9 protein-coding genes are annotated in these 13044 nt (G+C 65.6%); 7 read left to right on the plus strand and 2 right to left on the minus strand.

The genetic code is table 11. The features are described 5' to 3' along the window. The first annotated feature begins 115 nt into the window (after positions 1–115). From M1B35_RS09855 to M1B35_RS09880, 6 genes are all read left to right on the plus strand, one after another. Complete coding sequence (locus M1B35_RS09855) at positions 116–1657, plus strand: MFS transporter (protein ID WP_123328835.1); 1542 nt, start codon at positions 116–118, stop codon at positions 1655–1657. 25 nt (positions 1658–1682) lie between these two features. After that, positions 1683–2753: an HlyD family secretion protein gene (locus M1B35_RS09860; RefSeq protein ID WP_268261807.1), complete on the plus strand. Its 1071-nt coding sequence runs from the start codon at positions 1683–1685 to the stop codon at positions 2751–2753. Beyond that, on the plus strand, positions 2750–4219 hold the full coding sequence (locus tag M1B35_RS09865; protein WP_268261808.1) for an efflux transporter outer membrane subunit: 1470 nt from the start codon (positions 2750–2752) through the stop codon (positions 4217–4219). Before M1B35_RS09860 ends, M1B35_RS09865 begins: the two co-directional genes overlap by 4 nt. 72 nt (positions 4220–4291) lie before the next feature. Continuing rightward, positions 4292–4801 (plus strand): sigma-70 family RNA polymerase sigma factor, encoded by a 510-nt coding sequence (locus M1B35_RS09870; protein WP_268261809.1) that lies wholly within the window; start codon positions 4292–4294, stop codon positions 4799–4801. Further along, positions 4798–5754: a FecR domain-containing protein gene (locus tag M1B35_RS09875; protein ID WP_268261810.1), complete on the plus strand. Its 957-nt coding sequence runs from the start codon at positions 4798–4800 to the stop codon at positions 5752–5754. The genes M1B35_RS09870 and M1B35_RS09875 overlap by 4 nt, the downstream gene beginning before the upstream one ends. Positions 5755–5855: 101 nt before the next feature. After that, a complete protein-coding gene (locus M1B35_RS09880; RefSeq protein ID WP_268261811.1) occupies positions 5856–8318 on the plus strand; it encodes a TonB-dependent siderophore receptor in 2463 nt (820 codons plus the stop codon). A 6-nt stretch (positions 8319–8324) separates the two neighbouring features. Here the strand turns inward: M1B35_RS09880 and M1B35_RS09885 are convergent, their stop codons facing one another. Further along, the gene (locus M1B35_RS09885) at positions 8325–9041 is read right to left on the minus strand and encodes a DUF3142 domain-containing protein (RefSeq protein WP_268261812.1); all 717 of its coding nucleotides are present in this window, start codon (positions 9039–9041) and stop codon (positions 8325–8327) included. Positions 9042–9044: 3 nt separating this feature from the next. After that, entirely contained in the window at positions 9045–11216 is a 2172-nt protein-coding gene (locus tag M1B35_RS09890; RefSeq protein ID WP_268261813.1) for a PA5441 family protein, read from the minus strand. A 210-nt stretch (positions 11217–11426) separates the two neighbouring features. Here M1B35_RS09890 and M1B35_RS09895 point away from each other — a divergent pair, with 210 nt between their 5' ends. Beyond that, positions 11427–13031 (plus strand): glycosyltransferase family 39 protein, encoded by a 1605-nt coding sequence (locus tag M1B35_RS09895; protein ID WP_268261814.1) that lies wholly within the window; start codon positions 11427–11429, stop codon positions 13029–13031. Positions 13032–13044: the final 13 nt, after the last annotated feature.

The following is a 13044-nucleotide window of genomic DNA, read 5'->3' on the forward strand; positions in this document are numbered from 1 at the left end:
GGGGGCGGGGTAATTGTTGCGTCTGGTGCACTTATAAGCTGTCGATAAGTCAGTTTTCGTCAGCAGTGGTGCTTCTTAAAATGCTTCGGTATTTCCAAGCCGGAGTCATCCCTTCATGAGTTCCCTCGCCGCCGCGCCCGCTTCCCTGGAAGCCGCGAGCAAGCCGGCCGTCATCGCCCCGCCGACCTTCGGCCCGCGCATCATCATTGGCCTGGTGGGCGTGTTGCTGGCGGTGCTGGTGTCCGGCTTGAACGAGATGGTGACCAAGATCGCCCTGGCGGATATCCGTGGCGCCCTCGCCATCGGCTATGACGAAGGCACTTGGCTGGTGGCCAGTTATACCGCCACTTCGGTGGCCGCCATGGCCTTTGCACCCTGGTGCGGGGTGACCTTTTCCCTGCGCCGCTTCACCCTCTGCGCCATTGGCCTGTTCACCCTGCTGGGGGTGTTGTGCCCCTTTGCCCCGGATTACCCAAGCCTGCTGCTGTTGCGCACCTTGCAGGGCCTGGCCGGTGGTGCGCTGCCGCCGATGCTGATGACCGTGGCCCTGCGTTTTCTGCCGCCCAACGTCAAGCTCTACGGCCTGGCCGGCTACGCCCTGACCGCCACCTTCGGCCCCAGCCTGGGCACCCCCCTGGCGGCGCTGTGGACCGAGTACGTGGGTTGGCAGTGGGCGTTCTGGCAAGTGGTGGCACCCTGTCTGTTGGCCATGGGCGCCGTGGCCTACGGCCTGCCTCAGGACCCGCTGCGCCTGGAGCGTTTCAAGCAGTTCAACTGGCGCGGCCTGCTGCTGGGGTTTCCGGCGATCTGCATGCTGGTGATCGGCATCCTCCAGGGCAATCGGCTGGACTGGTTCACCTCGCCGTTGATCAGCGTGTTGCTGGTCGGCGGCCTGGTGTTGCTGGTGCTGTTCCTGATCAACGAATGGTCGCAGCCGATCCCGTTCTTTAAGTTGCAGATGCTCGGCATCCGTAACCTGTCGTTTGCCCTGCTGACCCTGGCCGGGGTGCTGGTGGTGCTGACCGCGGTGATCATCATTCCTTCCAGCTACCTGGCTCAGGTCCAGGGTTACCGACCTCTGCAGACCGCGCCGGTGATGCTGGTCATGGCGCTGCCGCAGTTGATTGCCCTGCCGCTGGTGGCTGCCCTGTGCAACTTGCGCTGGGTCGATTGCCGCTGGGTGCTGGGCATCGGGTTGGCGATGCTGGTGCTGTCGTGCCTGGGCGGTACGCACCTGACCTCGGTGTGGATCCGCGACGATTTCTACGTCCTGCAACTGCTGCAGATCTTTGGCCAGCCCATGGCGGTGCTGCCGCTGCTGATGCTCGCCACGGGCAGCATCCAGCCGATCGAGGGGCCGTTTGCCTCGGCCTGGTTCAACACCGTGAAGGGCCTGTCGGCGGTGATTGCCACCGGCGTGCTGGACGTGCTCACCACCCACCGCCTGCATTTCCACTCGACCATGCTGGTGGACCGCCTGGGCAACTCCCCCCTGGCCGCCGGCGATGCTGCAGGGTTGGCCCAGCGCCTGCACCGGCAGGCCGTGGTGCTGACCTCGGCCGATCTCTACCTGTGCATGGCCGGCATTGCGGCGGTGCTGATCCTGTTGATTTTCTGGCTGCCGACGCGGGTCTATCCACCGCGCGCACCGACTTGAACGCTCACTGAGACGGAAGGTTTTTATGACAACCCAAAACACACACAAAGTGGCCATTGCCGTCGGCGCGCTGGTGGCTGTCGGCGCGCTGCTCTATGGGCTGGTGCCGGGCCTGTTCGGCAAGGCGTCCGAACAACGCACCAACGACGCCTTCGTCGCCGCCGACTACACCCTGGTGGCGCCGCGGGTCGCGGGCTTTATCAAAGAGGTGCTGGTGGAGGACAACCAGCAGGTCAAGGCTGGGCAATTGCTGGCCTTGATCGACGACCGCGACCTGCGCGCCGCCGCCCAGGCCGTCGATGCCGAAACCCTGGTGGCCAAGGCCCAGTTGCTGAACACCCAGGCCACCCTGGAACGCCAGGTCTCGGTGATTGCCCAGGCCCAGGCCACCCTCGTGGCGGCCAAGGCCGAGCGCGACTTCGCCGAGCATGAACTGAACCGCTACAACCACCTGGCCGGTGTGGGCGCCGGCACGGTGCAGAACGCCCAGCAGGCGCGTACCCGCATCGACCAGGCTAATGCACGCCTGGCCAATGCCACGGCGGTGCTGGCGGCCGAGCGCAAGCAGGTGGACATCCTCAGTGCCCAGCGTGACGCTGCCGAAGGTGGCTTGAAGCGCGCCCAGGCGGCCCTGGAGATGGCCAGCTACGAGCTGTCCTACACGCGCATCGTGGCGCCGGTGGACGGCATGGTCGGTGAGCGCGCGGTGCGGGTGGGTGCCTACGTCACCCCGGGCAGCAAGATCCTCGCCGTGGTGCCCCTGGAGCAGGCCTACGTGGTGGCCAACTTCCAGGAAACCCAACTCACCGACATGCACGCCGGGCAAGCGGTGCAGGTGCAGGTCGACAGCCTCGGCGGCGAGACGCTGTCAGGCCATGTGCAAAGCCTGGCGCCGGCCACCGGGGTGACCTTCGCGGCGGTCAAGCCGGACAACGCCACGGGTAACTTCACCAAGGTGGTGCAGCGCATTCCGGTGAAAATCCTGCTGGACGCCAACCAACCGCTGACAGAGCGCCTGCGGGTGGGGATGTCGGTGGAGGCCCGGGTCGACACCCGTCGCGGCGCCGACAGTGCACGCGAGGTGACCCAGCGATGAACCCTGTACACGCCATGGGCGGGCGTCGCTCGCTGTTGTTGCTGAGTGTGCTGGCCCTGTCCGCCTGCAGCGTCGGCCCGGATTTCCAGCGCCCCGAAGGTCCCCAGGCCGGCCATTGGTCGATGCCGCAGCAGCAAGGCGCCAGCCAAGCCGTGCACGGCGCCATGCAGGAACGTTGGTGGGACGTGTTCCACGATGCCCAGCTCTCGGCCCTGAGCCGCCGGGTGCTGACCGATAACCTCGATCTGCAACTGGCCAGCAGCCGCTTGCAACAGAGCCGCGCGGCGCGCCAGGTGATCACCGCCGAGGAATACCCGAGCACCGCGGCCACTGGCGGTTATGCCCACAAGCGCAACAGCGCCGAGGGCCTGAACGACCCGTCGGGCAAAAGCGGCAAGTCCGCCTTCAACCTGTGGGAAGCGGGCTTTTCGGCTTCCTGGGAACTGGATCTGTGGGGCCGGGTACGGCGCGAAACCGAAGCCGCCGACGCCAACCTGGAAGCGGCGGAAAACGATCGCCGTGGCGTGTTGTTGGCGGTGCTGGCGGAAACCGCCCAGGACTACATCCAGTTGCGCGGCGTGCAAAGCACCCGGGCCGTGACCGAGCAGAACCTGGACGTGGCGCGCCATAGCCTCAAGCTCTCCCAACTGCGCCTGGCCGATGGCGTGGCCACTGACCTGGACGTGGCCGAAGCCGCCGCGCAAGTGGCGACCATCGAGGCGCGCCTGCCGGATTTGCAGCAGCGCCAGGCGCAACTGATCAACGCCCTGAGCCTGCTCATGGGGGAGGCGCCCCAGGCGCTGAATGCCGAGTTGGCGGCCGATGCGCCAGTGCCCCAGACCCCGCGCGAAGTGGCCATTGGCTTGCCGTCGCAACTGGCCGAGCGCCGCCCGGACATCCGCCAGGCCGAGGCGCGCTTGCATGCCGCCACTGCCAGCATCGGCGTGGCCAAAGGCGATTTCTATCCACGCATCACCTTGTCGGGCAACCTCGGGACCCAGGCCCTGCAACTGGCGGATTTCGGTTCCTGGAACTCTCGTCAGTTCGGCATCGGCCCGCAGTTCAGCCTGCCGTTGTTCGACGGCGGACGCCTGCGCGGCATGCTGCAACTGCGTGAAGCCCAGCAGCAGGAAGCGGCCGTGGCCTATCAGCAGACCGTGCTCCGGGCCTGGCATGAAATCGACGATCAACTGACCCGCTACAACGCCAACCAGTTGCGCCGCGACAGCCTCGCCGAAGCGGTGCGGCAGAACCGCATCGCCCTGAGCACCGCGCAACAGCAATACGTCGAAGGGGTGGTGGATTTCGTCAACGTGCTCACGGTGCAAGGCGCCTTGCTGACGACCCAGGAGCAGTGGGTGGAAAGCTCCACCGCCGTGTCCCTGTCCATGGTCGGCCTGTACAAGGCACTGGGCGGTGGCTGGGAGTCGGTGTACCCGTTGCAGGCGCCAGTGGTGGTTCGCTGAAAACGGGCTTTGCCTGGAACTTGGAAAAAGTGTAATGATAATTGATCTCAATCATGCACACGGTTCCTTTCCATGGCAGCAACCACTGACGGCAACGCTCAGGTCCAGCGTCTTTACCTTGACCACCATGGCTGGTTGCAGGGCTGGTTGCGCAAACGCCTGGGGGATCGCGAGCACGCGGCGGACGTGGCCCAGGACACGTTCCTGCGGCTGCTGGTCTCGGGGCGCTTTCCCGGGCCCCTGGAAAGCCGCAGCTACCTGGCGCAAATCGCCCGCAACCTGGTGATCGACCAATGGCGTCGGCTGCGCATCGAGCGGGCCTACCTCGAAAGCATCGCCCACTTGCCCGAACCGGAGTCGCCGTCCCTGGAGAGCCGGGCGCTGATCCTCGAAACCCTGATGCAGATCGACGCCATGCTCGACCGCATGCCGGACAAGGTGCGCCAGGCCTTTGTCCTGTCGCAGTTCGAGGGCCTGACCTACGCGCAGATCGCCGAGCGCCTGGGGGTGACCGTCAGCTCGGTGCAGAAGTACATGATTCGGGCGATCCAGGCTTGCTACCAGGTGGTCTACGAAGAATGAGAGCGACCCACGACGCGCCCATCGCCCCCGAAATCGTCGAGCAGGCCAGTGAATGGCTGATGCTGCATTGGGGCGGTGAACTTGATGACCAGCAACGCTTGGCGTTCGCCCGCTGGCAGACCGCTCACCCCGAGCATCAACGGGCCTGGCTGCGCCTGCAGCAACTGCAGCAGACCCTGGGTGACGTGCCCGCCGACAGCGCCCGGGTGGTGCTCAAGGTCTTGCCCGACCGCCAACGCCGCTCGGCCCTGAAGTTGCTGGGGCTGCTGTTGGTGGCCGGTGGCAGCGGTTACCTGGTCCAAGGCAGCCAGCCGTGGCGCGCGGCGTTTGCCGGGCAGCACACCGCCACCGGAGAAATCCGCCACCTGACCTTGAGCGACGGCACCCGCCTGGACCTCAACAGCGACAGCGCCGTTGACGTGCTCTACAGCGCCCGCGAACGACGCATTCGGCTGATCCGTGGCGAGATCCAGCTCAACAGCGGCCAGGACCCATCGCGGCCGCTGATTGTCGAAACCCCGGCCGGTGACATCCAGGCCCTGGGCACGCGCTTTACCGTGCGCGACCTGGAGGGCGGCACCCGGGTCGACCTCTACGAAGGTGCGTTGCGCATTAGCCCCCGGCAGGCGCCGGTGGTGGAGCTACAGGCCGGCAATCGGCTGTGGTTCAACGCCCATCAGGTGGGCGCCAGGCAGGCGCTGGACCCCAACGCCAGCAGTTGGAGCCAGGGGCGTTTGATCGCCGAGCGCCAGCCGCTGGGGCAGTTTATCGCCGAGCTTTCGCGCTACCGCGCCGGGGTGCTGCGCTGTGATGCGCAGGTGGCCAACCTGTTGCTGACCGGGGTGTTCCCCCTGGATGACCACGACGCGATTATCCAGGCCCTGGAGCGCTCGTTGCCGGTGCGCGCCCACGCCGTGACCCGCTATTGGGTGACCCTCAAGGCCCGGGGCTGAGAGCGGAAAAAATAATTCGCCTGACCTTTGTCGGTTTTGCTGCCCCGCTCGGGATACCTCTTGAAAGTCGATCAAGACGCATTCTCATGGGGAGTTCCGGAATGCCTTACCACGCCACATCCACCACCCAGACCTTGAGCGCCGCCGTACGTCGTGGCCTGTTTCTCAGCCTGTTGGCCGTCGCTCCGGTGTTGCCGGGCCTGGCCCAGGCCGACACGGCCAGCCAGAGTGAAGCGCGCCAGTACAACATCGCTGCCGGCAGCCTCGACCAGGTGCTTAACCGCTTCGCCAGTGCGGCGGGAATTCTGTTGTCGGTGGACGCGCAAATGACCGAAGGCAAGCGCAGCGACGGCCTGCAAGGGCGCTACGAGGTTGCCCAGGGGTTGCAGCGCTTGCTCTCGGGCAGCGGCTTGCAGGCCGTGCAGGCGGGTAATGGCTGGATGTTGCAACCCCAGGCCGCGGACGGCCCCTTGCAACTGGGCGCGACCCAGGTCAGCGCCGCCCAGGTGGAGGAGAGCGCCTGGGGGCCTGTGGCCGGCATCGTCGCCAAGCGCAGCGCCACCGGAAGCAAGACCGACTCGGCCCTGGTGGAAATTCCCCAGACCATCAACGTCGTCACGGCGAGCGAGATCAAAGCCCGAGGCGCCATGAGTGTGACCGAAGCCTTGCGCTATACGCCGGGTATGACCGGCGGCGGTTTTGCCGATCGGGTGAAAATTTTCGACGAGCCGACCTCGCGCGGCTTCTCGCCGACCCCGCTGTACCTGGACGGCCTGCACCTGCCTTACGGCGGCGGCAGTACCGGCGGCGCCCTGCAGATCGACCCCTACACCCTGGAGCGCATCGAAGTGCTCAAGGGCCCGGCCTCGGTGCTGTACGGGCAGAACCAGCCCGGCGGGATCGTCAACATGGTCAGCAAGCGCCCCACCGAGGCGCCATTGCACCAAGTGGTGCTGGAAGCTGGCACCTACGACCACAAGAGCGTGTCCCTTGACCTGGGCGGGCCGCTGGACGAGCAAGGGCAGTTTCTTTATCGCCTCACCGGCCGAGTCACCGACAGCCAGTCGGAGGTCAATTACGCCGAGCAGAAACGTCAGCTCATCGCCCCCAGCCTGACCTGGCGGCCCAATGACGACACCAGCCTGACCCTGTTCGGCCAATACCAGAAAGACAATGACGTGCCTGAAGCCCAGGGGCTGCCGAGGATCGGCACCCTGGTGTCCACCGTCAACGGCAAGATCGACCGCGACCTGTTCCTCGGCGAGCCGGGGGTCAACGCTTATGACCGCGATCAGTTTGTCTTGGGCTACGAGCTGTCCCATCGTCTTGACGAGACCTGGACCCTCAAGCAGAACGCCCGCTACGCCGATGTCGACGACCACTTCCGTGCGCCTTTGCACGGCTACAGCTTTGTCGCCAACCCGGTGACGGGCGCCAACGATCAGCGCTACATGACCCGATATGGCGTGGACTGGAAGCAGCACAACCGAGTGCTGGGGGTGGATAACATCGCCCAGGCCGAGTTCGACACCGGGGCGCTGAAACACACCCTGCTGGTCGGCCTGGATTACTACCACTTCAACTCCCAGTTCGCCGGCAAGTACGACCGTACCCCGCCGATCATCGACCTCTACAACCCGACGTACGGCCAGTCGCTGGACTTCACCGGCCTCTATCGCTGGGACAACACGGTGAACCAGACCGGCCTGTACGTGCAGGACCAGATCAAGCTCGACCGTTGGGTGCTGGTACTCGGCGGGCGCTACGACTGGGCCAAGACCGACAACGAAGTGGTGCTGGCCAAGACGCGCAGCGGCGGCAAGGATGAAGCCTTCAGCGGTCGCGCCGGCCTGGTCTACCTGTTCGATAACGGCCTGGCGCCCTTTGTCAGCTACTCGGAATCCTTCCTGCCGTTGAGTGGCACCGATGCCGATTTCAAAGCCTTCGAGCCGTCCACCGGCCGTCAGTATGAAGTGGGCATCAAGTACCAGCCGCCGGGGCAGGAGAGCTTTGTTCAAATATCGGCCTATCACCTGGACCAGGAGAACGTGCTGAATTCGATCCCGGGAACGATGTTCAGCGATCAGAGCGGCGCGGTGCGTTCCGTCGGCCTCGAGCTGGAAGGCAAGGCGGCCCTCAGCGAGGCCCTGGAAGTGATCGGCTCGTTGTCGCGCAACGACATCAAGTACACCAAGGATGATTCGGGTCGCCAGGGTCGCCACCCGGCCGGCAGCCCGCCGCTGACGGCGGCGCTCTGGGTCAACTACACCTTGCTGGGTGACACCCCGCTGGCTGGTCTGGGTGCCGGGTTGGGCGCGCGCTATGTGCGCAGCAGCTATGGCACTGACTATGCGGGCGCGTTTCAGATCCCGTCCTACACGGTGCTGGATGCTGCGCTGAGCTACGACTTGAGCAAGTCGCCGTTGCAACTCAAGGGCGTGAAGTTGGCGCTCAACGTGAAGAACCTGGAAGACAAGACCTATGTCGACCTCTGCCGAAGTGACGTGGACTGCTACTACGGTGAAGGCCGGACCGTGCTGTCGAGCCTGACCTACGACTGGTAAGCGCGCTTATTGCGGGTTCAGCAGAAACACCACATAGCCCCTGAACCAGGGGCTATCGCGCAGGGCCTGGGGTTCTTGCCAGGCGCCGCCCTGCACCAGGCCGACCTTGTACGGCAGGCCCAGGCGATCCAGGCGCGGCAGGTAGGCGTCGTAGTTGGGGATGCTGTGGCGGCCCTGGTAGGTCTGCACCACCACTTCATCGATCACCCCCTTGAGCTGGCTGATGGCTTGCGGGTCGCCATGGCTGCCCCAATCCATCAGGCCAGTGATGCTCAGGCGGTACTGCGCGGGCAGGCGCTGGCGCAGGTCCCGCAGGAACTCGGCGTAGCGCTCCAGCTCGCGGGTGTTGGCGTCGAAGTCGATCTGCACCCCCACCACGGGGTTGCCCGCAGCTTGCCAGCGCTCCACTTGCCCCAGCAGTTGCTGATAGACCGCTTCCGGCCAGGCCAGGGTGTGGGCGCGATACACCACCCAGATGTCACCCTGGCGCAGGCGCGGCACCGAAACGCCCTGGGCGATCAGGCGCACGCCCTGTTCCGGGTGCCGACGTGACTGGCTGACTTGGCCCTGGAGGATGTACAGGGTCTTGGCCTGGGCCAGCACCGGCTGGGGCTGGACCCCGCTCCACAGCCAGAAGGCGTCGTGTTCGCGGGCGTCCACCGCGCCCTGGGCACCGACGGCGAGGCCCAGCCACAGCAGCAGGCAACAGCCGATGCGCGTCATGGGCTACCAGTAGTAGCGCAGGGACTTGGCCCACTGGGTATCGCCCAGGCTGCCCTTGAGCTGTCGGAACCAGGCCTTGCGCACCGCCGGCTCGACCCCGGCACCGCCGCAGCGGTTGTTGCCCGAGGAGGCGTAGCAGTAGATGCCTCGGTACAGCGCATAGGCGCGGTCATTGCGCGGCGCCTTGGGGTTGTTGATCACTTGCTGATAGCCGTCGAGGCGCGAGAACACCTTGCCCTTGAAGGCCGAGGCGGTGCTGCCCAGGGTGCCGGCCTCGGGCTGTTGATCCAGCGGCATGCCGTCGAGGTCGTTGCGGCGGATGAAATCACCGAGGCAGTTCAGGCCCTGGGGGTTCTTCGGGTCGAGTTGCAAGGCCGCGGCGCTGGTGGCGATGTTCGGGCAGCGATAGCCGTCGTCCGGCTCTTCGCCATGCCAGCTGAACAGCGCCAGGCTGGGACCGTCGTTGTAGACGTAGCCCAGGTTGGCCCCGAGCTTTTCCTGGGGCAGTGGCGTGGGCAGGCGTTGCAGGTCTTCAGCGAACGCCGCGTATTGGCCGCGCATCAGGTCTTTGTAGAGCAGGACGAACAGGGCGCTGCTGCGCTCCACCGGGTCGCTGGCCTGTTCGGCCTGTTGCCGCAGCAGGTCGGCGCCCGCCACTTGGCGCAGCAGCAAGGCGCGCACCTGGGACGTGCCGATGGGCGAGTCGGCGGCAAACACTTTGGCCAGTTGCCCGCTGCGTTCGTAGTTCATCGCCAGGGCCAGTTCCAGCTGTTGCCGTTGCAGCGGCAGTGTGGCCAGGGGCAGCAGTTGCTGCCAGAGCTCGGCGGCGGCCTTCCAGTCTTGCTTGGCTTCCAGGGCCAGGCCACGCAGGGTCTGTTGGCTGAAGGCCAGGTAATCAAGGCTGGCCGGCAGTTCGGTGGGCAGTTGTTTCAGCGTCGCGTCCGGCTTCTGCTCAACGTAAAAGCTGAAGGCCGCTTGCAGGTAGGCATACAGCACCGGCTGCTGGGCGAAGCTGGCCTGCTGTTCCAGCAGCGCGGCGCGGGTCAGGCTGGGTTCAGGCTGGCTGCGCATGGCCATCAGGTCCTTGACCGCCAGCAGCAGTGGCGCCTGCAGCGGTTGCTTGGCGCTCATCAGCAGCTTGTTATCGACTTCCTCCACCAACTCATCCAGGGACTGGTTGCGCAGGTTGTCGTCCTTTTGTGCCAACTGCCAGGCGTAGTCCTTGGCCAGGGCCTCGGTGTTGCCGCTCAGCCAGTGGGTGCGCCGCAGCAAACCCTTGGCCGAGACGCTGTAGACGCCCTGGGGGTAAGCGTCGAGGTAGGCAACGAGGCCCGCTTCGGCCTGCTGCATGCCGCTCTGGTCCACCTGGTCCGCCTTCAGCCAGCCGTATTCGTCGAAGGCATTTTGCTGGGCCTGGTTCAGCAGGGTGCGCGCGGCCATGTAGGACGCGGTTTCTTTCAGCCAGGGCTGGCTGCTGTCTTTGAGGGCGGTGAAGGCCTGGCTGGCCTCGGCAAACCGCCCGCTGTAGAAATCGGCAGCGCCTTGCAGGTAGGTGGCGAAGGCTTTGCCCGTGGCCGACTCGATGCCTGTCGGCAACAGCGCGCCTTGTTGGGCGGTGTCCCATTGGCAGGCGGTCAACAGATTGACCCGGCTTTGCGCCAGCGTGCGTTGTTCAGCCTGGGGCAGGTCGGCCTGGGTCACGTGCTCGACAAAGGCCAGGGCGCTGGTTTCGGAGTTGCTGCGGCAGCGGCTGCCTTCCCCGTAAAGGAATTGATCGCCGGCGTTCTCGTTGCTTTCCCGCCGCACCTGAAGGCCGGCCAACAAGGTGTTGAGCTGACCGTTGTCGGTGGGGGCGGACTCATTCTGCTCGCCATCGGCGGCCACCGGGCTCAGTCGCGACAGGTCAAAAGGCACCGGGCCGAAGCCTTGGGTCAGGTTGTCCTCGCTCAGCGCGCGGGGCGCCAGCGGCAAGGAGCCGAGGTCGGCCAGCAACAGGCGCAGGTTGACCCGGCTGTCGTTGCCCGGGTTGAGGGACACCAGGTTGCTGCACGCGTCGAGGCGGTTCTTGACCAGGCTCCAGGTCGGGTAACAAATGTCGTCGGAACTGGCGTGGGCCTGGCTGCTCAGCAGGGAAGCCAATGCCAGGGTCAGGGAGGGCAGAAGACCGATACGCATGAATTGTCCTTAATCCGCACAGCGGTGAATTCGATGGGCCGAGAATGTGGCGAATTATACAGAAGCCAGGGCCGAGTCAGGGCGGCTGTCGCTGCGCTTTGTGATGGGATCGAGGCAGCGTTTTCCGGAACCGTGGGCAGACGGCTGGCCTTTGCGGTTTTTCCGGCAAAAGAAGATGCTGTGGCCCATGCCTGAGCGACGGGGGAACGGATGGAATTGCCTAGAGCAGCGGAACTGGCCGGTCGGCCGCTGGCGCTTCAGCCTCGGGGCTTCCAAGGGCTTTGGCGGCTGGCGCTCGACTATGGGCTGCTGCCGATCCTGGCGCTGGCGACGCTAACCCGCTGCTATGGCCTCACGGACGCGGCCATTTGGGGCGATGAAGGTTCCAGTCTGTTGCTCAGCCAGTATTCCCTCGGGGAGATCTGGTTCCACGCGGCTCACGATGTTCATCCACCGTTGTATTTCGTGGCGCTGCACGGCTGGGTCGAGCTGTTTGGCGACGGGATCTTTTCAGTCCGTCTGTTCAGTGCCTTGCCGGGCATCGTCACGGTCGGCCTGGGCGTGTGGCTGGCGGGGCTGCTGGCCACCCGACGTGCAGCGGTCCTTGCCGGCGTGCTCCTGGCGTTGCTGCCCACGGCGGTGCGCTACAGCCAGGAAGTGCGCATGTACGCCTTGCTCGGCGTGTGGCTGCTGGGGGCGACCATCGCCCTGGTGTATTGGCTGCGTCAGCCGCAACGCCAGCGCTACCTGGTGATGTACGGGTTGCTGATGAGCCTGGGGTTCTACACCCATTACTTCACCACCTTCTGCGTCTTGGCCCACTGGCTGTACCTGGCGATGATCCCGGGCTCCTTGACCCCGCGCCCGATCACCCGGCCCGGCTGGTGGCTGGCCAACGTGGGGATTGTCCTGCTGTTCCTGCCCTGGCTGCCGGGGCTGGTGGACCTGCTGCAGCACCTCGATCAGCTCAAGGCCAATGGCGATGTGGGCTGGGAACCGGCGGTCGACCTTGGGTCGTTGCCATCCATGGTCTGGCAGTTGCTGACCCAGGATGAGGGCGAAGGGCTACCCGGGCCGCTGTACCTGGGGTTGCCGTTGTCGATGCTGCTGGTGAGCGGCTGGGTGGCCTGGCGCGACGACTCGCCTCTGCGCCTGCAGCGTCTGTTGGTGAGCTACAGCCTGGTGCCGCTGCTGCTGATTTTTGCCGTGTCGTTCCTCTCGCCGGTGTTTATCGAACGCTACCTGACCGCCTACGCCCTGGGCCTGCCGCTGCTGGTCGCGATTGCTGTCGACGCCCTGCTGGAACGCCGCCGGTGGTTGGCCGTGGCCTTGCTGCTGGTGTTCCTCGGGGTCGAGGGCGTGGGGCTGAAGAACAACACCCAGGTGGACGTGAATGACCAGATCAATGTCATGGTCGAACAGGTGAATGCGCAGTACCGGCCGGGGGACCGGATCGTCATCAGCGACCTGCTCTGGTACCTGAGTTACGTGTATTACAACCGCACCGACGCCGAGCCGCTGCTGTATACGCCGCCCTTGCCCAACGGCCTGTCCAGCCGGCCCAACGCCTATGGTTTCGGCACCCTGGTGGATCAGCAGGCGGACCACCTCTATGTCGACCACCTGGCGTCACTGCCGACCGGCAGCGGCCGGGTCTGGCTGATCAGCACCGAGGACCAGCCGGATGAGTTCGCCCCGTTGCCAGCGGGCTGGCACACCACCAATGAGTTTGCCGCGGGCAATGTGCGGGCGCGCTTGATGCTGATCTGCCCGGCGCCAGCGGTGCTCCGGGCCGGTGTCTGCCACGCCGGTTAAAGGGGCAGGGCGG

The organism is Pseudomonas morbosilactucae (assembly GCF_023241665.1).
In the GTDB taxonomy this organism is placed as follows: domain Bacteria; phylum Pseudomonadota; class Gammaproteobacteria; order Pseudomonadales; family Pseudomonadaceae; genus Aquipseudomonas; species Aquipseudomonas morbosilactucae.